The sequence below is a fragment of the Mycobacterium lehmannii genome, assembly GCF_001499925.1.
Taxonomy (GTDB): Bacteria; Actinomycetota; Actinomycetes; order Mycobacteriales; family Mycobacteriaceae; genus Mycobacterium; species Mycobacterium lehmannii.
This window is the reverse complement of record NZ_LQIR01000001.1, coordinates 368,352-392,695: the sequence shown is the minus strand read 5'-3', so window position 1 is coordinate 392,695 and position 24,344 is coordinate 368,352. Positions and strand designations below refer to the sequence as shown.

The 24,344-nt window shown below is 69.0% G+C and carries 22 protein-coding genes; 20 read left to right on the top strand and 2 right to left on the bottom strand.

What is annotated here, in order from left to right; all coding sequences use genetic code 11:
* Window positions 1–42 precede the first annotated feature (42 nt).
* The 15 genes from AU192_RS01915 (at window position 43) to AU192_RS01845 (ending at window position 16,025) form a co-directional block, all read left to right on the top strand.
* Window positions 43–1,560, top strand: a complete 1,518-nt coding sequence (locus tag AU192_RS01915) for a UDP-N-acetylmuramoyl-L-alanyl-D-glutamate--2,6-diaminopimelate ligase (RefSeq protein ID WP_064393996.1) — start codon at window positions 43–45, stop codon at window positions 1,558–1,560.
* A complete protein-coding gene (locus AU192_RS01910; RefSeq protein WP_064393995.1) occupies window positions 1,557–3,074 on the top strand; it encodes a UDP-N-acetylmuramoyl-tripeptide--D-alanyl-D-alanine ligase in 1,518 nt (505 codons plus the stop codon). The genes AU192_RS01915 and AU192_RS01910 overlap by 4 nt, the downstream gene beginning before the upstream one ends.
* The gene (gene mraY, locus AU192_RS01905) at window positions 3,071–4,150 is read left to right on the top strand and encodes a phospho-N-acetylmuramoyl-pentapeptide-transferase (RefSeq protein ID WP_064393994.1); all 1,080 of its coding nucleotides are present in this window, start codon (window positions 3,071–3,073) and stop codon (window positions 4,148–4,150) included. The genes AU192_RS01910 and mraY overlap by 4 nt, the downstream gene beginning before the upstream one ends.
* A complete protein-coding gene (gene murD, locus AU192_RS01900) occupies window positions 4,143–5,609 on the top strand; it encodes a UDP-N-acetylmuramoyl-L-alanine--D-glutamate ligase (RefSeq protein WP_174522751.1) in 1,467 nt (488 codons plus the stop codon). The genes mraY and murD overlap by 8 nt, the downstream gene beginning before the upstream one ends.
* 15 nt (window positions 5,610–5,624) lie before the next feature.
* Window positions 5,625–7,130 carry a putative lipid II flippase FtsW gene (gene ftsW / locus AU192_RS01895; RefSeq protein ID WP_207544901.1) on the top strand — a complete coding sequence of 502 codons (1,506 nt, stop codon included), beginning with the start codon at window positions 5,625–5,627 and terminating at the stop codon, window positions 7,128–7,130.
* Window positions 7,127–8,293, top strand: a complete 1,167-nt coding sequence (gene murG, locus AU192_RS01890; protein ID WP_064393991.1) for an undecaprenyldiphospho-muramoylpentapeptide beta-N-acetylglucosaminyltransferase — start codon at window positions 7,127–7,129, stop codon at window positions 8,291–8,293. The genes ftsW and murG overlap by 4 nt, the downstream gene beginning before the upstream one ends.
* 38 nt (window positions 8,294–8,331) lie before the next feature.
* Window positions 8,332–9,735 carry a UDP-N-acetylmuramate--L-alanine ligase gene (murC, locus tag AU192_RS01885; protein ID WP_064394188.1) on the top strand — a complete coding sequence of 468 codons (1,404 nt, stop codon included), beginning with the start codon at window positions 8,332–8,334 and terminating at the stop codon, window positions 9,733–9,735.
* On the top strand, window positions 9,732–10,700 hold the full coding sequence (locus AU192_RS01880) for a cell division protein FtsQ/DivIB (protein ID WP_064393990.1): 969 nt from the start codon (window positions 9,732–9,734) through the stop codon (window positions 10,698–10,700). Before murC ends, AU192_RS01880 begins: the two co-directional genes overlap by 4 nt.
* Window positions 10,701–10,911: 211 nt before the next feature.
* Window positions 10,912–12,051, top strand: a complete 1,140-nt coding sequence (gene ftsZ / locus AU192_RS01875; protein WP_064349978.1) for a cell division protein FtsZ — start codon at window positions 10,912–10,914, stop codon at window positions 12,049–12,051.
* A 19-nt stretch (window positions 12,052–12,070) separates the two neighbouring features.
* Window positions 12,071–12,778 (top strand): peptidoglycan editing factor PgeF, encoded by a 708-nt coding sequence (gene pgeF, locus AU192_RS01870; protein ID WP_064393989.1) that lies wholly within the window; start codon window positions 12,071–12,073, stop codon window positions 12,776–12,778.
* Window positions 12,775–13,578: a YggS family pyridoxal phosphate-dependent enzyme gene (locus AU192_RS01865; protein WP_235630164.1), complete on the top strand. Its 804-nt coding sequence runs from the start codon at window positions 12,775–12,777 to the stop codon at window positions 13,576–13,578. The genes pgeF and AU192_RS01865 overlap by 4 nt, the downstream gene beginning before the upstream one ends.
* Window positions 13,579–13,591: 13 nt before the next feature.
* Window positions 13,592–14,227 carry a cell division protein SepF gene (locus tag AU192_RS01860; protein WP_064393988.1) on the top strand — a complete coding sequence of 212 codons (636 nt, stop codon included), beginning with the start codon at window positions 13,592–13,594 and terminating at the stop codon, window positions 14,225–14,227.
* Between the two features lie 120 nt (window positions 14,228–14,347).
* Entirely contained in the window at window positions 14,348–14,638 is a 291-nt protein-coding gene (locus AU192_RS01855) for a YggT family protein (RefSeq protein WP_064349985.1), read from the top strand.
* Between the two features lie 237 nt (window positions 14,639–14,875).
* Window positions 14,876–15,673, top strand: coding sequence for a DivIVA-like cell division protein Wag31 (wag31, locus tag AU192_RS01850; protein ID WP_064393987.1), 798 nt, complete (start codon window positions 14,876–14,878; stop codon window positions 15,671–15,673).
* 25 nt (window positions 15,674–15,698) lie between these two features.
* The gene (locus AU192_RS01845) at window positions 15,699–16,025 is read left to right on the top strand and encodes a hypothetical protein (RefSeq protein WP_064393986.1); all 327 of its coding nucleotides are present in this window, start codon (window positions 15,699–15,701) and stop codon (window positions 16,023–16,025) included.
* Here AU192_RS01845 and AU192_RS01840 read toward each other — a convergent pair.
* A complete protein-coding gene (locus AU192_RS01840) occupies window positions 16,022–16,720 on the bottom strand; it encodes a phosphoribosyltransferase (protein ID WP_064393985.1) in 699 nt (232 codons plus the stop codon). The genes AU192_RS01845 and AU192_RS01840 overlap by 4 nt on opposite strands.
* A 65-nt stretch (window positions 16,721–16,785) precedes the next feature.
* On the opposite strand from AU192_RS01840, the gene AU192_RS01835 reads away from it, so the two are divergent.
* The gene (locus AU192_RS01835) at window positions 16,786–18,135 is read left to right on the top strand and encodes a TIGR01777 family oxidoreductase (protein ID WP_064393984.1); all 1,350 of its coding nucleotides are present in this window, start codon (window positions 16,786–16,788) and stop codon (window positions 18,133–18,135) included.
* On the opposite strand, the gene AU192_RS01830 is transcribed toward AU192_RS01835, so the two are convergent.
* Window positions 18,114–18,848, bottom strand: coding sequence for a type 1 glutamine amidotransferase (locus AU192_RS01830; RefSeq protein WP_064393983.1), 735 nt, complete (start codon window positions 18,846–18,848; stop codon window positions 18,114–18,116). The genes AU192_RS01835 and AU192_RS01830 overlap by 22 nt on opposite strands.
* 42 nt (window positions 18,849–18,890) lie before the next feature.
* Here AU192_RS01830 and AU192_RS01825 point away from each other — a divergent pair, with 42 nt between their 5' ends.
* The 4 genes from AU192_RS01825 (at window position 18,891) to AU192_RS01810 (ending at window position 24,342) form a co-directional block, all read left to right on the top strand.
* Window positions 18,891–20,438 (top strand): phospholipase D family protein, encoded by a 1,548-nt coding sequence (locus tag AU192_RS01825; RefSeq protein ID WP_064393982.1) that lies wholly within the window; start codon window positions 18,891–18,893, stop codon window positions 20,436–20,438.
* Complete coding sequence (locus AU192_RS01820; protein ID WP_064393981.1) at window positions 20,435–21,976, top strand: phospholipase D family protein; 1,542 nt, start codon at window positions 20,435–20,437, stop codon at window positions 21,974–21,976. The genes AU192_RS01825 and AU192_RS01820 overlap by 4 nt, the downstream gene beginning before the upstream one ends.
* Before the next feature lie 24 nt (window positions 21,977–22,000).
* Window positions 22,001–22,747, top strand: a complete 747-nt coding sequence (locus AU192_RS01815) for an alpha/beta fold hydrolase (RefSeq protein WP_064393980.1) — start codon at window positions 22,001–22,003, stop codon at window positions 22,745–22,747.
* A 167-nt stretch (window positions 22,748–22,914) separates the two neighbouring features.
* Window positions 22,915–24,342 (top strand): nitrate/nitrite transporter, encoded by a 1,428-nt coding sequence (locus tag AU192_RS01810; protein WP_064393979.1) that lies wholly within the window; start codon window positions 22,915–22,917, stop codon window positions 24,340–24,342.
* Window positions 24,343–24,344 lie beyond the last annotated feature (2 nt).

Below are 24,344 nucleotides of genomic sequence, written 5' to 3'. Positions count from 1 at the left end.
GTCACAGGGGCCGCGAGGGCGACTGGGTACTGTGTCAACGCCATGAACCTGCGACCCAGCCATCCCGCCGGCGCGGCGCTCGGACCGCTGGCCGGGCAGGTCCAGGCGGTGCCCGCGAGCGGTGCCGTACCGGACATCCGCGTCACCGGCGTCACGCTGCGCAGCGGGGACGTCGAACCGGGTGACCTGTTCGCGGCGCTGCCGGGGGCGTCGTCACACGGCGGCCGCTACGCCGCCGAGGCGGTCGCACGCGGTGCGGCAGCGATCCTCACCGACCCCGACGGCCTGGCGCTGTTGGGGTCCGATGCGGACATCCCGGTCGTGGTCCACCCGGATCCGCGGTCGGTGCTGGGCACGGTGGCCGCGGAGGTGTACGGGCGGCCGTCCGAGCGGCTGCGCGTCATTGGGGTCACCGGCACCTCCGGCAAGACCACCACCACCTATCTGGTGGAGGCCGGGCTGCGGTCGGCGGAGCGGGTGGCGGGACTCGTCGGCACCGTCGGCATCCGGATCGACGGCCGCGACCAGGCCAGCGTCCTCACCACGCCCGAGGCACCCGACCTGCAGGCGCTGCTCGCGGTGATGGTCGAGCAGGGCGTCGACACCGTCGTGATGGAGGTGTCGAGCCACGCGCTCACCCTCGGCCGCGTCGACGGGGTGCGCTTCGCGGTCGGCGGGTTCACCAACCTGTCGCGCGACCATCTCGACTTCCACCCGACGATGCGGGACTACTTCGAGGCCAAGGCGCGACTGTTCGCTCCCGAATCTCCCAACCGCGCAGAGCTTTCCGTGCTGTGCGTCGACGACGACGCCGGCCGGGAGATGGCCAGGCTGGCGCGCGAGCCCGTGACGGTCAGCGCGACGGGCAGAGTCGCCGACTGGCGTATCGAGGACATCCGCACGGTCGGCCGCAACGCACAGGAGTTCTTCGCGGTGGACCCGGCGGGTGTGCACCACCACCTGCAGATCGGGCTCCCGGGGCGCTACAACGTGGCCAACTGCCTGCTCGCGATCGCGCTGCTCGACGCGGTCGGGGTGTCACCCGAACAAGCCGTGCCCGGTCTGCGCACCGCGACGGTGCCGGGGCGGATGGAGCCCGTCGAGCGCGGGCAGGATTTCCTGGCGGTCGTCGACTACGCGCACAAGCCCGGTGCTCTGCAGGCCGTGCTGGAGACGTTGCGGGCAGACACCGACGGCCGCTTGGCGGTCGTGTTCGGGGCGGGCGGCAACCGCGATCCCGGCAAGCGCGGCCCGATGGGCCGCGTCGCCGCCGAATTGGCCGATCTGGTGGTGGTGACCGACGACAATCCGCGCGACGAGCACCCTGCCGAGATCCGCGCGGCGATCGTGGCCGGCGCGATGGGCCGTGCGGAGGTCGTCGAGATCGGCGATCGCCGCGCCGCGATCGAGCACGCGGTGGCGTGGGCGCGACCGGGGGACGTCGTGCTCGTCGCGGGCAAGGGCCACGAGGCAGGGCAGACCGGTGCCGGGATCACCCGACCTTTCGACGACCGCGAGGAGTTGGCGCGCGCCCTCGAGGCACGGGGATCGCTGCCGTGATCGACCTGACGCTGGCCCGGATCGCCGAGATCGTCGGCGGCCGCCTCGCCGACATCTCCGAAGCGGACGCCGCGACCACCAGGGTCACCGGCACCGTCGAGTTCGACTCGCGGGCCGTCACACCCGGCGGTCTGTTTCTCGCGCTGCCGGGAGCCCGTTCGGACGGACACGACTTCGCCGCCGCGGCGGTGAAGGCCGGCGCGGCGGCGGTACTGGCCGCCCGGCCGGTCGGGGTGCCTGCGATCGTCGTCGACCCGACACCGGAGACGTCCGACCGCGCGGCGGGCGTGCTCGAACACGACGCCGACGGTTCGGGTGCAGCGGTACTCACGGCGTTGGCGAAGCTGGCCGGTGCGGTCGCCGCAGAACTCGTCGCGGGCGGGCTCACGATCATCGGAATCACCGGATCGTCGGGTAAGACCTCGACCAAGGACCTGGTCGCCGCGGTGCTGGCTCCGCTCGGCGAGGTGATCGCACCGCCGGGTTCGTTCAACAACGAACTCGGACATCCGTGGACAGTGCTTCGCGCGACGCGGTCCACCGACTTCCTCGTGTTGGAGATGTCGGCACGGCATCGCGGCAACATCGCCGCGCTGGCCGCGATCGCCCCGCCCTCGATCGCGGTGGTGCTCAACGTGGGCACCGCACACCTGGGCGAATTCGGGTCGCGGGAGGCCATCGCCGAAACCAAATCCGAACTGCCACAAGCAGTTCCAGCATCCGGGGCCGTCGTACTCAACGTCGACGACGCCGCGGTGGCGGCGATGGCCGCCAAGACACCCGCGCGCATCGTGGCTGTGTCGCGGGAGCGGGGCGGCCGCGACGTGGACGTGTGGGCCGAAGCGATCACGCTCGACGAGCTGGCTAGGCCGCGGTTCAGCATGCACACCGGTGCCGGGTCCGTCGACGTCGCGCTGGCCGTACACGGGGACCATCAGGTGTCCAACGCGCTGTGCGCGGCGGCCGTGGCGCTGGAGTGCGGCGCCTCCCTCGAGCAGGTCGCCACCGCGCTGGCCACCGCGGGTCCGGTGTCCAAACACCGCATGCAGGTCGCCACCCGCAGCGACGGCGTCACCGTCATCAACGACGCCTACAACGCCAATCCCGACTCGATGGGCGCGGGCCTCAAGGCGCTGGCGTGGATGGCCCGCGTGGGCGGGGGCCGGCGCCGCAGTTGGGCGGTGCTCGGCGAGATGGCCGAACTCGGCGACGACGCGATATCCGAGCATGACCGCATCGGCCGACTGGCCGTGCGCTTAGATGTGTCACGACTCATCGTCGTCGGAACCGGGAGGACTATGAGCGCCATGCACCACGGCGCGGTGATGGAGGGATCGTGGGGGGCCGAGGCCACCATGGTCGCCGACGCCGACGCGGCGCTGGACCTCCTGCGCGCTGAACTGCGACCGTCCGACGTGGTGCTGGTGAAGGCGTCGAACGCGGCCGGACTCGGCGTGCTGGCCGAAGCTTTGGTCGATCTTGGGCCCGCCGACGTCCGGGACCCGCACGCATGAGGCAGATCCTCATCGCCGTCGGCATCGCGCTGACGGTCTCGATCCTGCTCACCCCGGTGCTGATCCGGCTGTTCACCCGGCAGGGGTTCGGTCACGAGATTCGCGAGGACGGGCCCCCCACCCACGCCAAGAAGCGCGGCACCCCCTCGATGGGCGGCGTGGCGATCGTCGCGGGCATCTGGGCCAGCTACCTGGGAACGCACCTCGTGGGCGTCGTGATCGACGGCCGGGGACCGTCGGCTTCCGGCCTTCTCGTGTTGTTTCTGGCCAGCGCCCTGGCCGTCGTCGGTTTCGTCGACGACCTGATCAAGATCCGGCGCTCGCGCAACCTCGGGCTCAACAAGACCGCCAAAACCGTCGGCATCCTGACCGCCGCGGTGATCTTCGGCGTGCTGGCCCTGCAGTTCCGCAACGCCGACGGGCTGACACCGGGCAGCGCCGAACTGTCCTATGTGCGCGAGATCGCCACGGTCACACTGCCGCCCGCACTGTTCGTGTTGTTCTGCATCGTGGTGGTCAGCGCGTGGTCGAACGCGGTTAACTTCACCGACGGGCTGGACGGGCTGGCCGCGGGCGCGATGGCGATGGTGTGCGCGGCCTACGTGCTGATCACGTTCTGGCAGTTCCGCAACGCCTGCGCGACGAGTCCGGGCCTGGGCTGTTACAACGTGCGCGACCCTTTGGACCTGGCGATCATCGCCGCGGCAACCGCGGGCGCCTGCATCGGATTCCTGTGGTGGAACGCCGCGCCCGCCAAGATCTTCATGGGCGACACCGGCTCGCTCGCGCTCGGCGGCATCATCGCCGGGCTGTCGGTGGCCAGCCGCACCGAGATGCTGGCCGTGGTGCTCGGCGCCCTGTTCGTCGCCGAGGTGGTCTCGGTCGTCGTGCAGATCCTGGCGTTCCGCACGACCGGCCGCCGGGTGTTCCGGATGGCGCCGTTCCACCATCACTTCGAGCTGGTGGGGTGGGCCGAGACCACGGTGATCATCCGGTTCTGGTTGCTCACCGCGATCGCCTGCGGGCTCGGCGTCGCGTTGTTCTACAGCGAGTGGCTGACGACCGTCGGTGCCTGACATGACGCATCTCGAGCCGCTGGTCCCCGGCGCCCGGGTGCTGGTGACCGGCGCGGGCCTGACCGGCCGCTCGGTGAGCGCCGTGCTGGAGCCCACCGGGGTGCGGTTGACGATCTGCGACGACGATCCGCTGGCGCTGCAGCGGTTGATTACGCCCGCGAGGGTCGTCACCACCGCCGAGGCCCAGGCCACCATCGGCGAATACGCGCTCGTGATCACCAGTCCCGGATTCGCGCCGACCGCTCCCGTGCTGGCCGCAGCGGCACAGGCGGGCGTGCCTGTCTGGGGCGACGTGGAACTGGCCTGGCGGCTGGACCGGGCGGGCTGGTTCGGGCCGTCGCGGCGCTGGCTCGTCGTCACCGGGACCAACGGCAAGACCACGACCACGTCCATGCTGCACGCGATGCTCGTCGCCGCCGGGCGAAACGCGGTGCTGTGCGGCAACATCGGCAACCCCGTCATCGACGTCCTCGCCGAACCGTCCGACCTGCTCGCGGTGGAGCTGTCCAGCTTCCAGCTGCACTGGGCGCCGTCGCTGCGGCCGGACGCGGGCGTGGTGCTCAACGTCGCCGAGGACCACCTCGACTGGCACGGGTCCATGGCCGCCTACGCCGGGGCCAAGGCCCGGGTGCTCGACGGCCGCGTCGCCGTGGTCGGACTCGACGACCCGGTGGCGGCGGGCCTGTTGGACACGGCGGCGGCCCCGACGCGCGTCGGGTTCCGGCTGGCTGAGCCCGGCCCCGGCGAACTGGGCGCGGTGGACGGCGCGCTGGTCGACAACGCGTTCGGGACCGGTGTGCGGTTGGCCGATGCCGCATCGATCGCGGTGGCCGGCCCGGTCGGGGTGCTCAACGCGCTCGGTGCCGCCGCGCTGGCCCGCGCGGTCGACGTGCCACCGGCCGCCATCGCCGACGCGCTCGCCGGTTTCCGGGTGGGCAGGCACCGCGCCGAGGTCATCGGCACCGTCGACGGCGTCACGTACGTCGACGACTCGAAGGCGACCAATCCGCACGCCGCCCGGGCATCGATCGCCGCGTACCCGCGAGTGGTGTGGGTGGCCGGCGGGCTGCTCAAGGGCGCCTCGGTCGAGGAGCTGCTCACTTCGATGTCGAATCGGCTGGTCGGAGCGGTGTTGATCGGCCGCGACCGGGCCCTGATCGCCGAGGCGTTATCGCGACACGCCCCGGATGTCCCCGTCATCGAGGTTGTGACGGGGGAGGATTTTGGGGTGCAAGGGACAAATGGGTCGGATGTTAATTCTGTTACTCATGTGATCAGGCTCGAGGGAACGCAAACCGGTGACACGATCATGGCCGCAGTGGTCGACGCCGCCCGCGGCCTCGCCCGGTCCGGCGACACCGTGCTGCTGGCCCCCGCTGGCGCCTCCTTCGACCAGTTCAGCGGCTACAGTCACCGCGGCGACGCGTTCGCCGACGCTGTACGCGCCCTGACCCGATAGTCGCCGATGACCACCATCCTGACCCGGCTGCGGCTTCGCAGGGCGGGCGCCGAAGACAAACCGGCCGAGCCGGTGCCCGCGACCGCCGGGCATCGGACCCGGGTCGGGGCGTGGCTCGGCCGCCCGATGACGTCGTTCCACCTCATCATCGCGGTGGCCGCGCTGCTGACCACGCTGGGGCTGACGATGGTTCTGTCGGCGTCGGGGGTGTACTCCTACGACCAGGACGGGTCGCCGTGGGTCGTCTTCGCCAAGCAGGTGTTGTGGACGGTCATCGGGCTGTTCGGGTTCTACGTCGCGATGCGGATCCCGGTGCAACTGATGCGACGCATGGCCTTCTCCAGCTTCGCGCTCACCATCGTGCTGCTGATCCTGGTGCTGATCCCGGGAATCGGCACCGTGGCCAACGGTTCGCGTGGGTGGTTCGTGGTCGCGGGGTTCTCGATGCAACCCTCCGAACTGGCCAAGATCGCGTTCGCCATCTGGGGCGCGCATCTGCTGGCCGCGCGCCGCATGGAGCAGGCCTCGCTGCGGGAGATGCTGATCCCGTTGGTGCCCGCCGCATTCGTCGCACTGGCGCTGATCGTCGCCCAGCCCGACCTCGGGCAGACGGTGTCGCTGGGCATCATCCTGCTGGGCCTGCTCTGGTACGCGGGCCTGCCGCTGCGGGTGTTCGTGTCCTCGCTGTTCATGGTCGTGGTGTCGGCCGCGGTGCTGGCGATGGCCGAGGGGTACCGGTCCGCGCGGGTGCAGTCCTGGTTGAACCCCGCCGCCGACACACAGGGTTCGGGCTATCAGGCCCGCCAGGCACGGTTCGCGCTGGCCAACGGCGGTGTGTTCGGCGACGGCCTGGGTCAGGGCGCGGCCAAGTGGAACTACCTGCCCAACGCGCACAACGACTTCATCTTCGCGATCATCGGCGAGGAACTCGGCTTCATCGGAGCCGGCGGCCTGCTGTGCCTGTTCGGCCTGTTCGCCTACACCGGGATGCGCATCGCGCGGCGCTCCGCGGACCCGTTCCTGCGCCTGCTCACCGCCACCGCAACGCTGTGGATCATGGGCCAGGTGTTCATCAACGTCGGCTACGTGGTAGGCCTGCTTCCCGTGACCGGGCTGCAGCTGCCCCTCATCTCGGCGGGTGGAACCTCAACGGCGACAACACTTCTGATGATCGGCATCATGGCGAGCGCGGCACGGCACGAACCCGAGGCGGTGGCGGCGTTGCGGGCCGGGCGCGACGACCGGGTCAACAGGCTGCTGCGGCTGCCCCTGCCCGCGCCCTACGTGCCGTCGCGGACCGAGGCGGTGCGCGACCGGCTCAACAAGCGCGGTTCGCAGCGACCCGGCAAACCGCCGGCGGGCAAGCGCACCCGGGCACCCAAGCCCGCGGCCAAACAGCCACCCAAGTCCGCCCGCAAACGCCAGACGGCCGGTAAGCCGGCCCGGGCGGCAAGGCATCATGGAGGCGGCCGCGCGGACAGCAACCGGCGGCGCGCACTGGAAGGTCAGCGTTACGGGTGAACGACACGGGTCCCGTCCCTCGGCGGCCGGGGGACGACCGGGGAGTCTCCGTGATCCTCGCGGGCGGTGGCACCGCAGGACACGTCGAACCGGCGATGGCGGTGGCCGACGCCCTGACCGACTTGGTGCCCGACGTGCGGATTACCGCCCTGGGCACCGAGCGGGGCCTGGAGACCCGGCTGGTCCCCGAACGCGGCTATCACCTCGAGCTGATCACGCCGGTGCCACTGCCCCGAAAACTCTCCGGCGACCTCCTGCGCCTGCCCCTGCGGGTGCGGCGGGCGGTGCGCCAGACCCGGGCGCTGCTCGACGAGGTCGAGGCCGACGTGGTGATCGGCTTCGGCGGTTACGTCGCGTTGCCCGCCTATCTGGCCGCGCGAAGCGTGCGCAGAAGCAAGCGCGTGCCGGTGGTGGTGCACGAGGCGAACGCTCGCGCGGGCTGGGCCAACCGCGTCGGTGCCCGTTCGGCACGACGGGTGCTCTCGGCCGTCGCCGACCCTGGACTGGGCAAGCCAGCCGAGGTGGTCGGGGTTCCGGTGCGCGCGGCGATCACCTCGCTGGACCGCACGGCGTTGCGGGCCGAGGCGCGCGCCCACTTCGGTTTCGCCCCTGACGCCCGGGTGCTGTTGGTGTTCGGCGGGTCGCAGGGCGCGCAGTCGCTGAACAGGGCCGTCTCGGGCGCCGCCAAAGACCTTGCGGCGGCTGGTATCTCGGTGCTGCACGCCCACGGCCCCAAGAACACCCTCGATTTGCGCGAGCCCGCCGACGGCGACCCGCCGTATGTCCCTGTGCCCTATCTGAACCGGATGGACCTGGCGTACGCCGCCGCCGACGTCGCGATGTGCCGGTCGGGAGCGATGACGGTCGCCGAACTGACCGCGGTCGGGTTGCCCGCGGTATACGTTCCGCTGCCGATCGGCAACGGCGAACAACGGCTCAACGCACTTCCCGTCGTCGAGGCCGGGGGCGGGCTGATCGTCGACGACGCCGACCTGTCGCCGGGTTTCGTCGCCGAGACCGTCGTCGACCTGCTCACCGACACCGGCCGGTTGCAGACGATGACGGCGGGCGCCGCCCTGGCCGGTCACCGCGACGCGGCACGGCGGGTCGCCGAGATCGCCATCGAGGTGGCACAAGCCGAGTCCCGAAAGGGTCTGCGGTGAAACCGAAATCGCTGCCCGAGGAGCTGCAGCAGGTGCACATGGTGGGCATCGGCGGTGCCGGCATGTCGGGCATCGCGCGCATCCTGCTCGACCGCGGCGGGCTGGTGTCGGGCTCCGATGCCAAGGAGTCGCGCGCGGTGGCCGCGTTGCGGGCCCGCGGTGCCGCGATCCGGATCGGACACGACGCCTCCTCGCTGGACCTGTTGCCGAACGGCCCGACCGCCGTCGTCACCACCCACGCCGCCATCCCCAAGACCAATCCGGAACTGGTCGAGGCCCGTCGACGCGGTGTCCCGGTGATCCTGCGGCCGGTGGTCCTGGCCAAGCTGATGGCAGGCCACACCACGCTGATGGTGACCGGCACCCACGGCAAGACCACCACGACGTCGATGCTCATCGTGGCGTTGCAGCACAGCGGGTTCGACCCGTCGTTCGCGGTGGGCGGGGACCTCGGCGAGGCGGGCACCAACGCCCACAACGGCAGCGGCGACGTCTTCGTGGCGGAGGCCGACGAAAGCGACGGCTCACTGCTGGAGTACAGCCCCGATGTCGCGGTGGTGACGAACATCGAGGCCGACCATCTCGACTTCTTCGGAAGCGCCGAAGCCTACGGCGCCGTGTTCGACGACTTCGTCGAACGCCTCAAACCCGGTGGCGCGCTTGTGGTCTGCACGGACGACCCGGGCGCCGCGGCGCTCGCCGAGCGTACCGAGGAGCTGGGCATCCGCGTACTGCGCTACGGCAGCGACCCGAGCCGGCCGCTGCAGGGCACCTTGTTGAACTGGGAGCAGCACGACACCGGCGCGGTGGCGCACATACAGTTCGCCGACGAACCGCACCCGCGGGTGATGCGGCTCGCGGTGCCGGGACGGCACATGGCGCTCAACGCGATCGGCGCGATGCTCGCGGCGGTCGAGGCGGGTGCACCGGTCGATGCGGTGCTCGACGGGCTGGCCGGTTTCGAAGGGGTGCGGCGCCGGTTCGAGTTGGTCGGAGAGGCGAACGGCGTGCGGGTCTTCGACGACTACGCGCACCATCCGACCGAGGTGCGCGCCACGCTCGGTGCGCTGCACACCGTCACTGAGCAGGCCGGCGGTCGTTCGATTGTCGTCTTCCAGCCGCACTTGTATTCACGCACACAGACATTCGCCCGCGAGTTCGGACAGGCGCTCGACGGTGCCGACGAAGTGTTCGTGCTCGACGTCTACGCCGCCCGCGAGCAGCCGATCGCGGGCGTCAGCGGAGCAAGCATCGTCGAGCACGTCAGCGTGCCGGGAACCTATGTGCCCGACTTCTCGGCGGTCTCAGCGCGGGTGGCCGAGGCCGCCGCACCGGGCGACGTCGTCGTCACGATGGGCGCCGGCGACGTCACGATGCTTGGCCCGGAGATCCTCACCGCGCTGCGTGTCAAGGCCAACCGGAGCACACCGGGGTCGCGATGACCGGGCCGAGCGACCGTGACCCGGAGCCCTCGGAGGCGCCCGAGCCGGGGGAGGATGCGCCGCAGTCGCAGGAGACGCCGCAAGATGCGGAGACGCCGCCGGACTCCGAAACGTCGCCAGACTCTGAAACATCTAATCGGACACCGGATTTCGAAGGCCCGCGCCGGCGCGCGCGCCGCGAGCGTGAGGAGCGCCGCGCGGCTCAAGCCCGCGCCACGGCGATCGAGCAGGCCCGCAGGGAGGCCAAGCGGCGCGCACTGGGCAAGCCCGCGGGCGACACCCGCAAACTGCGGAGGGGAACGGTCCGCGGCCTGAAGGTGCTGATGTGGTCGGCGCTGATCAGTGTCATCGTCGTCGGGCTCGGACTGCTGCTGTACTTCACTCCGGTCATGGCGGTGCGCAACACGGTGGTCACCGGTGTGGGCGCGGTGACGCAGGAGGAGATCGTCGCCGCGGCGGCCGTCGCGCCGGGCACGCCGCTGCTGCAGGTGAACACCGACAACGTCGCCGAACGGGTGGCCGCGATCCGGCGGATCGCCAGCGCACGTGTTCAGCGCCAGTATCCGTCCACCCTGCGGATCACCGTCGTCGAGCGAGTGCCGGTGGTGGTCAAGGACTATCCGGATGGACCGCACCTGTTCGACCGCGACGGCGTCGACTTCGCGATCGGCCCGCCGCCGCCGGGGGTGCCCTACCTCGACACCGACAATCCCGGTCCCAACGACGCACCGACCAAAGCGGCGCTGCAGGTGATGACGTCGCTGCGCCCGGAGGTCGCCGCGCAGGTCGCCCGCATCGCGGCGCCCTCGGTCGCGTCCATCACCCTGCAGCTCATCGACGGCAGGGAGGTGGTGTGGGGAACCACTGACCGGACCGAGGAGAAGGCGCTCAAACTCGGGGCGTTGCTCACCCAGCCGGGCAAGACCTACGACGTGTCGAGTCCCGACCTGCCGACCGTGAAGTGAGTCTCTGTGTCCAACGCGCGGTTGCGAGTCCAGCGCGAAGTTGCACGAAAATTTGTCGCGCGTGTCGGCGCGCCTGCGTCGCTAGGTCGCGACCTCGCCCTACCGTTCTGGTTGCGCGGAACAACTTGACATAACTATAACCCTCTGGTTGAGGTTTAGGGTTTGCCAAGGCTCGGCGTGTCGTCGGACAACTTGGGAGGAAGGGATCGCGATGACCCCCCCACATAACTACCTCGCCGTCATCAAGGTGGTCGGCATCGGTGGCGGCGGCGTCAATGCCGTCAACCGGATGATCGAGCAAGGCCTCAAGGGCGTGGAGTTCATCGCCATCAACACCGATGCACAGGCGTTGTTGATGAGCGACGCCGACGTCAAGCTCGACGTCGGTCGCGATTCCACGCGCGGTCTCGGCGCCGGCGCCGATCCCGAAGTGGGGCGCAAGGCCGCCGAAGACGCCAAGGACGACATCGAGGAGCTGCTGCGCGGCGCCGACATGGTATTCGTCACGGCGGGCGAGGGCGGCGGCACCGGCACGGGTGGCGCGCCGGTGGTGGCGTCGATCGCGCGCAAGCTCGGCGCGTTGACCGTCGGCGTCGTGACGCGGCCGTTCTCGTTCGAGGGCAAGCGGCGCAGCAACCAGGCCGAGAACGGCATCCAGGCGTTGCGGGAGAGCTGCGACACGCTCATCGTGATCCCCAACGACCGGCTGCTGCAGATGGGCGATGCTGCGGTCTCGCTGATGGACGCGTTCCGCAGCGCCGACGAGGTGCTGCTCAACGGCGTGCAGGGGATCACCGACCTGATCACCACACCCGGCCTGATCAACGTCGACTTCGCCGACGTCAAGGGCGTGATGAGCGGGGCGGGCACCGCGCTGATGGGCATCGGTTCGGCACGCGGCGACGGCCGTGCGCTCAAAGCCGCCGAGATCGCGATCAACTCGCCGCTACTGGAGGCGTCGATGGAGGGCGCGCAGGGTGTGCTGCTCTCGGTCGCCGGCGGCAGCGATCTGGGCCTGTTCGAGATCAACGAAGCCGCGTCGCTGGTGCAGGACGCCGCCCATCCCGATGCCAACATCATCTTCGGCACGGTCATCGACGACTCGCTCGGCGACGAGGTGCGGGTCACCGTGATCGCTGCAGGCTTCGACTCCGCCGGTCCTGGACGCAAACCGGTGGTCAGCCCGGCCGAAGGGCAGGGCATCACCCCGGGCAAGGCCGGCAAGGTGAGCACATCGCTGTTCGAGCCCGCGGATCCGGCGAGCGTGCCGGTTCACACCAACGGCGCGACGGTCAGTATCGGCGGGGACGATGACGACGACGTCGACGTGCCGCCGTTCATGCGCCACTGATCCGGCAATACTGGCGACCGTGACGGTTCGCATACGGCGCGTGACCACGACACGGGCCGGCGGCGTCTCCGCGCCGCCGTTCGACACCTTCAACCTCGGCGACCACGTCGGCGACGATCCGCAGGCCGTCGCCGCCAACCGCAAACGGCTCGGCGGCGCCATCGGATTGGGCGACGACGCAATCGTGTGGATGAATCAGGTGCACGGGGATCACGTCGCCGTGGTCGACGACGCCACGGATCGTCCGGTCGACAAAACTGACGCATTGGTCACCGCCACACCGCGGTTGGCTTTGGCGGTGGTCACCGCCGATTGCGTTCCCGTTTTATTGGGCGACGCGCGCGCCGGTGTGGTGGCCGCCGTGCACGCCGGGCGCGTCGGTGCGCAAAACGGCGTCGTGGCGCGCACCGTCGAGGCGATGCTGTCGATCGGCGCGCACGCCGAGGACATCTCGGCGTTGCTCGGACCGGCGGCCAGCGGACGCAACTACGAGGTCCCCGAGGCCATGGCCGCCGAGGTCGAGACCGCGCTGCCCGGCAGCCGCACGATGAGCGCGAAGAACACACCCGCGCTGGACCTGCGAGCCGGAATCCACCGGCAATTAACGACTTTGGGTGTCACCGCCATCGACGTCGACCCTCGCTGCACGATCGAGGACCGCAACTTGTTCAGCCATCGCCGCGACGCCCCGACCGGGCGGTTCGCCTCACTGGTGTGGATGGAGTGAGCGACACCGTGCCGTCCTCCCGCGAAGTCGAGCTGAGCCAAGCGCTGGCGGCCGTGCGCAAACGCCTGGCCGCCGCCGCCGAGGCCGCAGGGCGCGATATCACCGACATTGAATTGTTACCGGTAACCAAATTCTTTCCCGCCCACGATGTCATTATTCTTCGCCGTTTGGGTTGTGAGGCTTTCGGCGAATCACGCGAACAGGAAGCGTCGAATAAAGTCCGAGAAATCGCCGCCATTCCCGATGTCGGATCCATTCGCTGGCACATGGTCGGCCGGATACAGCGCAATAAAGCGCGATCCATTGCCGGCTGGGCGTATGCGGCGCACTCGGTCGACACCCGCAAATTGATCGACGCGCTGAGCCGCGCGGCGTCCGCCGCGCTCGACGAGGGCAGGCGCAACGAACCGCTGCGCGTCTTCATCCAGCTGAGCCTCGATGGGGACGAAAGCCGCGGCGGCGTCGACATCGACGAACCCGATTCGGTCGACGAATTGTGCGCCGCCGCGCACGCCGCACCCGGACTGGAGTTCGCCGGGCTGATGGCGATCCCTCCGCTCGGCGAGGATGCGGACGCGGCGTTCGCGCGCGTGAACGCCGAGTACGAGCGGGTGCAGGCCGGCTACCCGCAGCGCCTTCAGCTGTCGGCCGGGATGTCGAACGATCTCGAAGCGGCGGTCAAACACGGCTCGACATGTGTGCGTGTCGGTACCGCGTTATTGGGACAACGTCCTTTACCGTCACCAGAAGTAGTCACTCCAGTCACATCTTCATCACAGACACCAGAGTCCAGGGCATGAGAAGGGTCGAACGATGAGCACACTTCACAAGGTCAAGGCCTACTTCGGTATGGCCCCGATGGACGACTACGACGACGAGTACTACGAGGACGACGACCGCGGCGCCTCACGTGGATATTCGCGCCGTAGTCGAGACGAACACTTCGACGACGACGGGTACGGCCCGGGCCACCGCGGTTACGACGACCGCGACTACGACGATGCGCCGGGCGGTTACCGCGGTTACGAGGACCGCTTCGAGCCGAGACTGCGCACACCGCGCGAGTTCGAGCGCCCGGCACCCCGTTTCGCCCCGATGCGCGGCGCCACCCGCGGCGCGCTGGCCATGGACCCCCGCAGGATGGCCGAGCTGTTCGAGGCGGGCAGCCCGCTGGCGAAGATCACCACGCTGCGGCCGAAGGACTACAGCGAGGCCCGCACGATCGGCGAACGGTTCCGCGACGGAACCCCGGTGATCATGGACCTGGTGTCGATGGACAACGCCGATGCCAAGCGCCTCGTCGACTTCGCCGCAGGCCTGGCCTTCGCGCTGAGGGGGTCGTTCGACAAGGTGGCCACCAAGGTGTTCCTGCTGTCGCCGGCGGACATCGACGTGACGGCCGAGGAGCGGCGCCGCATCGCCGAGGCCGGCTTCTACTCCTATCAATAGGTCGTCTCACAGATGGGTAGGCTGGCGTCGCGTGCGGGCTTGAGAGGTCTCGGGCGAGACTTGCCTGTATCAAGCCTGTAGTAAACGTCACATCTGAGCCCGTAGTGAGGACCGTCCGCGTTGTCGCTTTTTTTCGAAATCCTGGGCTTCGCCCTGTTCGTCTTCTGGCTGCTGCTGATCGCGCGGGTTGTGGTCGAGTTCATCCGGTCGTTTTCCCGGGACTGGCATCCGAAGGGCGCCACCGTGGTGATCCTCGAGATCATCATGACGCTGACCGATCCGCCGGTGAAGCTACTGCGGCGGCTCATTCCCCAGCTCACGATAGGTGCGGTGCGCTTCGACCTGTCGATCATGGTGCTGCTGCTCGTCGCCTTCATCGGCATGCAACTGGCCTTCGGCGCGGCGGCCTGAGACCGCATCGAGCCAGACGGAATCGGCTCTCCCGGCGAGTGGAGACCGGGCCGTTTGCCGGCAAAAAATTGAGCGGCGAAATGGTCGCCGCGTGTCCGGCCGTGTTTGAAATTCGCTCTTAATTTCATCCTCTTCTGCTACGGCCGCGTCTGGTGTGACAGGATGGACGCCAGTTACGTTCCACCCACGCTCTACACTTTGAGACCGGTTGACTGTCCAGACTTCAAGGGGGCGACAATGCCGCTCACACCCGCCGACGTTCACAACGTCGCGTTCAGCAAGCCACCGATTGGCAAGCGCGGCTACAACGAGGATGAGGTTGACGCGTTCCTCGATCTGGTCGAGAACGAGCTGACGCGCCTCATCGAGGAGAACGCGGATCTTCGGCAGCGTGTCGCCGAGCTGGAGCAGGAGTTGGCTTCCGGCTCCGGCGGAAGCCAGTCGACACAGGCCATGCCGGTCTACGAGCAGCCCGCCCCCGAGCCTGCTCCGACTCCGCAGCCGGCCTATGAGGCGCCTTCGTCGCAGCCCAGCGAGGACCAGGCGTTGAAGGCGGCCAAGGTGTTGAGCCTGGCCCAGGACACCGCGGACCGGTTGACCAGCACCGCGAAGGCCGAGTCGGAGAAGCTGCTCGCCGATGCGCGGGCGCAGGCCGATGCCCTGGTGAGCGAGGCACGGCAGACCGCCGAGACCACCGTCGCCGATGCTCGCCAGCGCGCCGACGCGATGCTCGCCGACGCCCAGACCCGGTCCGAGGCGCAGCTGCGCCAGGCGCAGGAGAAGGCCGACGCCCTGCAGGCGGACGCGGAGCGCAAGCACTCCGAGATCATGGGCACCATCAATCAGCAGCGCACCGTGCTGGAGGGCCGCCTCGAACAGTTGCGCACGTTCGAGCGCGAATACCGCACCCGGCTCAAGACTTATCTGGAGTCTCAGCTCGAGGAGCTCGGCCAGCGCGGTTCGGCCGCGCCCGTCGACTCCAGCGCCGGAAACGACGGCGGTGGCTTCAATCAGTTCAACCGGGGAAACAACTGAACCCGCTTTGGCCTAGGGTTGATCAATGCTGATCGTTGCGCTCGTCCTCGCCGTCATCGGCCTCGCGGCACTGGTGACGGCCGTCGTCACCAGCAATGAACTGATCGCCTGGGTCTGTATTGCGGCCAGCGTGATCGGTGTGGTGCTGCTGATCGTGGATGCGGTGCGGGAGCGCTCGGGCCGCAAGGCCGACGCGGCGCCCGACGCGCAGACCGATGCCGATCCGGAGTACTACGAGGACTATCCCGACGACGAGGCCGTCGCTGAGCAACCCGAGTACGCGGGCGAGCCCGGCGCCGACGACGAGACCACGGTCGTCGAACAAGCCGACTCCGGCGAAGACCGCCGCTAATTCCCTTGGCGCCCTTGCTGATCCGGCTCGCCGGGGGCCAGCAGGTCGCGCACTTCGTCGTCGCTGACCTGATGGAAGTCGGCGAACACCTGGCCGACGGCTTCGAATCCCTGCGGCATGCTCGCGCAGACGACGTCGTCGGCTTCCTTGGCTAGCTCGCGGCACGCCGACGGCGGTCCGACCGGGACGGCGACGACGATCCGCGCCGGGTTCTTGGACCGCACGGCACGCACCGCGGCGAGCATGCTGGCTCCGGTGGCGATCCCGTCGTCGACCAGGATCACCGTCCTGCCCGTCAACTCGGGAGGCGGGCGGTCGCCGCGATAGGCCTGCTCGCGCCGGTTCAACTCCTCGGTCTCGCGAGCGATCGCGGCCTGCATCGCCTCGTCACCGATGCCCAGGTTGCGCACGAGGTTGTCGTTGACGACGACACCGCCCCCGCTGGCCAGCGCGCCCATCGCGAGCTCCTCCCATTGCGGCACACCGAGCTTGCGGACCAGGAAGACGTCGAGGGGAGCCTGCAGCGAGCGGGCCACCTGCGCGGCGACCGGAACGCCGCCGCGCGCGAGTCCCAACACCACCACATCGTGACCGCGGTAAGACGACAACTCGCGGGCCAGAACCTCGCCGGCCTCCCGGCGGTCCTGGTACAGGCGTTTGCCGCTTCGGCGGGCGAGTCCGCTCCATCCGTTCATGACTACGACCGTGGGTACCCCACCCTGAAGCAATCCATCGGCATGACGGCGACGAATATCGACACATGGGAATCGAATACGAAAGCGTCGTCGGGCACACGCTCGACGAGGTGTTCGGCTGGTACGCACGACCCGGCGCGATGAGGCGGCTGATCCCGCCGTGGCAGCCGATGAAGGCGATCGCGGAAGCCGAGTCGCTGGCCGACGGGCGCGCGGTGCTCGGGCTGCCGGGTGGTCTGCGTTGGATCGCCCAGCACGACCCGGACCGCTATGACCCGCCGCGCCGCTTCGTCGACGTGCTGACCTCGGACGGGCCGGCCTCGTGGCCGCCGCGACTGGTCGGCCGGTGGACCCACGTTCACGAGTTCGGCGAGGCCCCCGGCGGCACCCGGGTCTATGACCGCATCGAGGCGCCGGTGCCGGCGGCGGCGCTGCGGCCGATGTTCGTCTACCGCCACCGCCAGCTGGCCGACGACCTTGCCGCCCACCGCGACGCCGCCGACGCAGGGCTTCGCCCGCTCACGGTCGCGGTCAGCGGCGCATCAGGTCTGGTCGGGTCGGCGTTGACAGCGTTCCTGAGCACGGGAGGGCACCGAGTGATCCGGCTGGTGCGGCGGGCGGCGGCGGGCGCGGACGAGCGGCAGTGGAACCCCGATCGGCCGGATCCAGGGCTGTTGACCGGGGTCGACGCGGTCGTGCACCTGGCGGGCGCGTCGATAGCCGGCCGGTTCACCGACGCCCACAAGGACGCGATCCGCGCCAGCCGCCTCGAACCGACCCGTCGGCTCGCCGAGGTGGCGGCGCGGGCCGATGACGGACCGAGAACCTTCGTCAGCGCGTCGGCGGTGGGCATCTACGGCTTCGACCGCGGCGATGCGGCGCTGACCGAGGAAAGCGTGGTCGGGGACGGCTTCCTGGCCGAGGTGGTCCGGGACTGGGAGGCGGCGACGGCGCCGGCCGCCGAGGCGGGACTGCGGATCGTCACCGTCCGGACGGGGATCGTGCAGTCCGCGCGCGGGGGCACGCTGCGCCTGATGCGGCCGTTGTTCGGCGCCGGTCTGGGTGGCCGGCTGGGCAGCGGCAGGCAGTGGCTGGCGTGGATCGCGCTCGACGATCTGCTCGACGTGTATCTCCGCGCGCTCTACGACGACCGGATGGCCGGTGCCGTCAATGCGGTGGCCCCACATCCGGTGCGCAACGCCGACTACACCAGGACGTTGGCGCGGGTGCTGCGCCGTCCCGCTGTCGTGCCGGTTCCGTCGTTCGGGCCGCGCCTACTGCTCGGGGAACAGGGAGCGCGCGAACTCGCCGAAGCCAATCAACGAGTGCTGCCCGCCGCATTGCAGGCGCTCGGCCACCGCTTCCGTCATCCGTCGCTGGACGGTGCGCTCGCTCACGAGCTCGGGCACGGTTGACCGGCCACACGTGTCACGAAGCCGTGCACGAGACACCGTACCCGGCTGGCCGCGTCACCTGCGAACCTGTCTGTCTGAGAACGTAATTCGTCACGGGTGAGGCCGAAGGCGGCGACTTCGCCGATATCGTCGTCGGCCAGCCATCGGTCCAGCAGCTCGAGGTCGACCTCGGGGTGGAACTGCAGCGCGAGCGCGCGGCCGAACCGGAACGCCTGGGATGCGTTGGCGGTGCGGGCCAGTTCGGTGGCGCCGGGCGGCAGTGTCCAGCGGTCGTGGTGCCATTGGAACCATCGACCGCCGGGCACCAGTTCCGGATCGGTGGACTCGACGTCATACCAACCGATCTCGGGTGACAGCGACCGTGTGACCGTCCCGCCGAAGCTCTGCGCCAGCAGTTGTCCGCCGAAGCAGATGCCGAGGATCGCGATGCCCGCGTCGGCCGCGCGGCAGATCATCGCCATCTCCTCGCCGACCCAGGTGCGGCGCAGCGCGTCGTCGTAGACGGGCCAGCGCGCGCCGAGAGGTACAAGCACGTCGTAGTGGGTCGGGTCGGGAAACGTGACGTCGTCGGCAGGAGAGTGTGCGCGCTCACGGGGCACCACCTCGAAGGTGTGCACGTCGAAGCCCTCGTCGACGAACGCCTCGCCGAGCAGCGCCTCGGTCGCGAGGGGGTCGTTGTAGAGAAACAGGACTCTTGCCGTCACGCGGCCCATTATTCCGCGCGTAGATCCAGCGTCGAGTGGGCATCCCACGGGGTGTCAGTGCTGGCCGAATGGTTCCTCACCGCCGGGGAACGCGGTAACCCCGATTGGGAGCTGCCGGCGTGGAGCGAGGGCAACCACGCCGAGGCTCTTATTCACGGCGCGTCGTACTTCGATCGGCTCGTCACCGAGGTTGAGGCGCTTCGCGCGGGAGATCACCTGTTCTTCGCCGACTGGCGCGGCGACGCCGACCAGAGGTTGCGCGACAACGGTCCTACCGTCGCCGAACTGTTCCGCTCGGCCGCCGAGCGCGGCGTGCTCGTCAAGGGTCTGATGTGGCGGTCGTATCCGAATCGCTTGCAGTTCAACGAGGAGCAGAACCGTCACCTGGCCGAGACCATCGAGCGCGCCGGTGGGGAGGTGCTGCTCGATCAGCGGGTGCTGGTGGGCGGATCGCATCATCAACGGCTGGTGTTGCTCCGCCATCCCGGCGAACCGGAGCGGGACGTGGCGTTCATCGGAGGCATCGACCTGTGCCACTCGCGTCGCGACGACGCGTCGCACCGCGGTGACCCGCAGGCGGTGCAGATGTCGAAGCGGTACGGGGAGCGCCCGCCGTGGCACGACGTGCAGCTGCAGGTGCGCGGTCCGGTCATCGGGGCGCTGGACGTCACCTTCCGGGAGCGGTGGACGGCGCGCGCGCCGCTGGATCTGTTCAACCCGCTTGCGTGGCTTCGCGACAGGTTCGGGGGCGAGGATCAGCGGCCGCGCCCGCTACCGGAGCAACCGCCGGACCCGCCGGCCTGCGGACCGCATGCGGTGCAGGTGCTTCGCACCTACGGCGACGCCTTGATCCAGTACGAGTTCGCCAAGGAGGGCGAACGCAGCATCGCACGCGGCTACACGAAGGCGATTCGGCGCGCCAGGAGCCTGATCTATCTGGAGGACCAGTATCTGTGGTCCGATGAGATCGCCAACCTCTTGGTCGAGGCGTTGACCAACAATCCCGACCTGCAACTGGTGGCGGTCGTGCCGCGCTACTTCGATCTGGAAGGTGGTCTTGGCCGCCCGCCGACGCTGGTCGGGCGGCAACTGGCGCTCGACGCGTGCCGCCGCGCCGCGCCTGACCGGGTGCACGTGTTCGACGTCGAAAACCACGAGGGCACACCGGTTTACGTGCACTCGAAGGTGTGTGTCATCGACGACACCTGGGCCTGCATCGGCAGCGACAACTTCAATCGCCGTTCGTGGACGCATGACAGCGAACTGTCGTGCGCGGTGCTCGACGCCGACGACCGGTTCGCGCGTGATCTACGGCTGCGGTTGTTGCGCGAGCATCTCGACCGGGCCGAGGACGGCAGCGAAGACGAGGGTCTGGTCGACCCGGTCGCCGCCGTCGACGAGATGATCGCGTGCGCAGCGATTTTGGAGGAGTGGCATCGGTCGGGCCGCTCCGGGTCGCGACCGCCGGGACGACTGCGGCCGCACGAGAGCGAACGGGTCGATCCGCTGACACGGCTGTGGGCCGAACCCGCCTACCGGATGATCTTCGACCCCGACGGTCGCTCGTATCGCGACCGGCTGTTGCGGCGGCGGCCGTGAACGTCGAGGAGTGGTTCCTGACCGAGCAGGAGCGCGGCAACCCGGCGTCGGACATCCCGGCGTGGTGCGAAGGAAACCGCGTCGAACCGCTCGTGCACGGCTCGACCTATTTCGACCACCTCGCCACCGAGGTGGAGGCGCTCGCGGCGGGCGACTACGTGTTCTTCACCGACTGGCGTGGCGACCCCGACGAGAAGATGCGTGACAACGGGCCGACGGTTCGCGAGTTGTTCTGCCGTGCAGCCGAACGCGGGGTGGTGGTCAAGGGTCTGGTGTGGCGGTCGCATCTCGATGAGCTCTCCTACAGCGAGGAGGAGAACCGCCATCTCGGTGAGCACATCGAGAAGGCCGGCGGCGAGGTCCTGTTGGACCAGCGGGTGCGGATCGGCGGTTCGCATCATCAGAAGCTGGTCGTAATCCGCCATCCCGGTTCCCCGGAGCGCGATGTGGCGTTCGCGGGAGGCATCGACCTGTGTCACTCGCGGCGGGATGACGCCTCGCATCACGGCGACCCTCAGGCGATCGAGATGTCACCGCGCTACGGCGACCATCCACCGTGGCATGACGTGCAGTTGCGCTTGCAGGGGCCGGTCGTCGGCGCGCTGGACATGACGTTTCGTGAACGGTGGAACGATCCTGCGTCCCTGGACATGCTGAATCCTTTGGCATGGCTGCGGGACAAGTTCAGTGGCACGGACATGACCGCCGATGCGCTGCCGGAGCAACCGCCGCACCCGCCACCGTGCGGTCCGCACAGCGTGCAGGTGCTGCGGACCTACCCGGACGCCCATTTCGCGTACGACTTCGCGCCGCACGGCGAGCGCAGCATCGCCCGCGCGTACAGCAAGGCGGTGCCGCGGGCTCGCCGGCTGATCTACCTGGAGGACCAGTACCTATGGTCGAAGCGGGTGGCCGACCTGTTCGCGGCCGCGCTGCGGGATAATCCGGATCTGCATCTGGTCGCGGTGGTGCCGCGCTATCCCGATGTCGACGGCCGGCTGGCCCTGCCGCCCAACCAGGTCGGGCGTTGGCAGGCCATCGAGACGTGTCACCGTGCCGCACCGGACCGGGTGCACGTGTTCGATGTCGAGAACCACGAGGGCACACCGGTGTACGTGCATGCGAAGGTCTGCGTGATCGACGATGTGTGGGCGTGTTCGGGTAGCGACAACTTCAACCGGCGATCGTGGACGCACGACAGCGAGTTATCCTGTGCGGTACTGGATTCCGAGGGCGTTTTCGCACGGGATTTCAGACTGAAGCTGATGCGCGAGCATCTGGACCGGGCCGAGGACGGCAGTGAGGACGGCGGCCTGGTCGATCCGGTGACCGCGGTGTCCGAGATCGTTGAAACCGCAGAGGCGCTGGAGGCGTGGTACGCCTCGGGTCGGCGAGGACCGAGACCGCCCGGCCGCTTGCGCCCGCACAAGGCCGAACGACTCGGGCTGCTGACGCGGCTGTGGGCCGAGCCGGTGTACCGGTTCATGTACGACCCGGACGGGCGGTCGTACCGGGACCGGCTCCGGCGCAAGCTGTGAATCCGACGTGCCTAGGATCGCCGTATGACAGTGGTTCTGGTGCACGGTAATCCGGAGACGGATGCGATCTGGGGTCCCATGGTCGACGTCCTCGGCCGCGATGACGTGGTGCGGCTCTCCCCGCCCGGATTCGGCGCACCGTTGCCAGACGACTTCGCGGCTACCTACCTTGACTATCGCGACTGGCTCGAGCGCGAACTGGAGCGCATCGGTGAACCCGTCGATCTGGTGGGACACGACTGGGGCGGCGGTCACGTCGTCAACGTGGCGATGCGCCGTCCCGAACTCCTGCGCACCTGGGCCAGCGACGTCGTGGGGCTATTCGATCCCGACTATGTCTGGCACGAGCTCGCCCAGGTGTGGCAGACGCCCGGAGCCGGTGAGGAACTGGTCGAGGCGATGATGGGCGGCACGGTCGAAGACAAGACGGCGCAAATGGCCGGTCTGGGACTCCAACCCGATGTCGCAACAGCGCTCGCCCGGGCGCAAGGTCCCGAGATGGGGCGCGCGATCCTGGCGCTGTACCGCTCTGCGGCCCAGCCGGTTCTGTCCGAGGCGGGCCGCCAGCTCGAGAAGGCTGCCGCCCGTCCGGGGTTGTCGTTTCTCGCGACGGAGGACACGTACGTGGGCACCGAGGGCATGCGCCGGCGGGCGGCGGCGCGAGCAGGCGCGCGCACAGAGGTTCTCGACGGCTTGGGGCACTGGTGGATGGTGCAGGATCCCGCACGCGCGGCCGAGGTTCTCGCCCGATTCTGGGAGACGGCTGCCTGACGGGCCGACCTGTCCGTTCTGATCGCTCGCCGGCCGGCGTAACCCACGCCACATTTGTTTCGTCAACGTTTCCGGCGACCGGACCGCCTTGCACCGCCTGTGTGAGCGGGAGTTGACCTTTCGGTCACGGACGTGCAACGGCTACGGAATGGCCGCACTTCATCGTGATGCCTGTGAAGACTCTGAGCCGCAGCCGCACCATCGACAACTGGGACGCCGAGGACCTCGAGGCCTGGGAATCCGGTGGCAAGAAGATCGCCAAGCGGAACCTGATCTGGTCGATATTCGCCGAGCACGTCGGATTCTCAGTGTGGTCGATCTGGTCGGTGATGGTGCTGTTCATGCCCCAGGACGTCTACGGCATCGATGCGGCGGGCAAGTTCTACCTGGTCGCCATGCCCACCCTGGTCGGCGCATTCATGCGGATCCCGTACACCATCGCCCCCGCAAGGTTCGGCGGGCGTAACTGGACCATCGTCAGTGCCCTGCTGCTATTGATCCCGACCGTGCTGACGCTGTGGGTGATGAACACTCCCGGCACGTCCTACACCACGTTCATGATCGTGGCCGCGGTCGCGGGAGTCGGCGGCGGCAACTTCGCGTCGTCGATGACCAACATCAACGCGTTCTACCCGCAGCGGCTCAAGGGGTGGGCGCTCGGCCTGAACGCCGGCGGCGGCAACATTGGGGTACCGGTGATCCAGCTGGTCGGGCTCCTGGTGATCGCCACCGTCAGCAACACCGCACCCGAAATCGTCTGCGCCATCTACCTTGTCCTGATCGCGTTGGCCGCGCTGGGGGCGGCGCTGTTCATGGACAACCTCGGCAATCAGCGGTCGAACCTGGGCGCCATGGCAGAGGCGTTGCGGTTCAAGCACTCCTGGGTTATGAGCTTTCTCTACATCGGCACGTTCGGCTCGTTCATCGGCTTCTCCTTCGCCTTCGGGCAGGTGCTGCAGATCAACTTCCTCGCCGGCGGCGACACCCCCGCGCAGGCCTCGCTGCACGCCGCCCAGATCGCGTTCATCGGCCCGCTTTTGGGTTCGATCTCGCGTCCGTTCGGAGGCAAGCTGTCCGACCGGGTCGGCGGGGGCAGGGTCACCCTCTACACCTTCATCGCGATGATCTTCGCCGCCGGAATCCTGGTGGCGGCCGGCGTGCTCGACGACGGTATGGCGGGGGCGGCCACCAGCGGGCAGATGGCCGCCTACGTAACCGGTTTCATCCTGCTGTTCGTCTTGTCGGGCATCGGCAACGGCTCGACCTACAAGATGATCCCGTCGATCTTCGAGGCCAAGGCCCAGGGTCGCGACGAATGGAGCCGCGAGGACAAAGCCGCCTGGTCGCGCAGCATGTCCGGCGCGCTGATCGGCTTCGCCGGTGCGGTCGGCGCCCTCGGCGGCGTGTTCATCAACGTCGTCTTGCGCGCGTCGTACGTCAGCGACGCCAAGTCCGCAACCAACGCGTTCTGGGTGTTCCTCGGCTTCTACGTGATCTGCGCGATGGTCACGTGGTTCGTGTTCCTGCGCATGCAGACCTCGCGGGCCGGCGCCGGCGAGCAGGTCGGCCGCGTCGCTTCACCGGTGCCCGCCTGACG

Bases quoted from the DNA above. Each gene is read 5' to 3' on its own strand.
- AU192_RS01915 (WP_064393996.1), top strand. From the start codon at position 43: ATGAACCTGCGACCCAGCCATCCCGCCGGCGCGGCGCTCGGACCGCTG.
- mraY (WP_064393994.1), top strand. From the start codon at position 3,071: ATGAGGCAGATCCTCATCGCCGTCGGCATCGCGCTGACGGTCTCGATC.
- murC (WP_064394188.1), top strand. From the start codon at position 8,332: ATGGTGGGCATCGGCGGTGCCGGCATGTCGGGCATCGCGCGCATCCTG.
- AU192_RS01880 (WP_064393990.1), top strand. From the start codon at position 9,732: ATGACCGGGCCGAGCGACCGTGACCCGGAGCCCTCGGAGGCGCCCGAG.
- ftsZ (WP_064349978.1), top strand. From the start codon at position 10,912: ATGACCCCCCCACATAACTACCTCGCCGTCATCAAGGTGGTCGGCATC.
- AU192_RS01860 (WP_064393988.1), top strand. From the start codon at position 13,592: ATGAGCACACTTCACAAGGTCAAGGCCTACTTCGGTATGGCCCCGATG.
- wag31 (WP_064393987.1), top strand. From the start codon at position 14,876: ATGCCGCTCACACCCGCCGACGTTCACAACGTCGCGTTCAGCAAGCCA.
- AU192_RS01845 (WP_064393986.1), top strand. From the start codon at position 15,699: ATGCTGATCGTTGCGCTCGTCCTCGCCGTCATCGGCCTCGCGGCACTG.
- AU192_RS01840 (WP_064393985.1), bottom strand. From the start codon at position 16,720: ATGAACGGATGGAGCGGACTCGCCCGCCGAAGCGGCAAACGCCTGTAC.
- AU192_RS01835 (WP_064393984.1), top strand. From the start codon at position 16,786: ATGGGAATCGAATACGAAAGCGTCGTCGGGCACACGCTCGACGAGGTG.
- AU192_RS01830 (WP_064393983.1), bottom strand. From the start codon at position 18,848: ATGGGCCGCGTGACGGCAAGAGTCCTGTTTCTCTACAACGACCCCCTC.
- AU192_RS01815 (WP_064393980.1), top strand. From the start codon at position 22,001: ATGACAGTGGTTCTGGTGCACGGTAATCCGGAGACGGATGCGATCTGG.
- AU192_RS01810 (WP_064393979.1), top strand. From the start codon at position 22,915: ATGCCTGTGAAGACTCTGAGCCGCAGCCGCACCATCGACAACTGGGAC.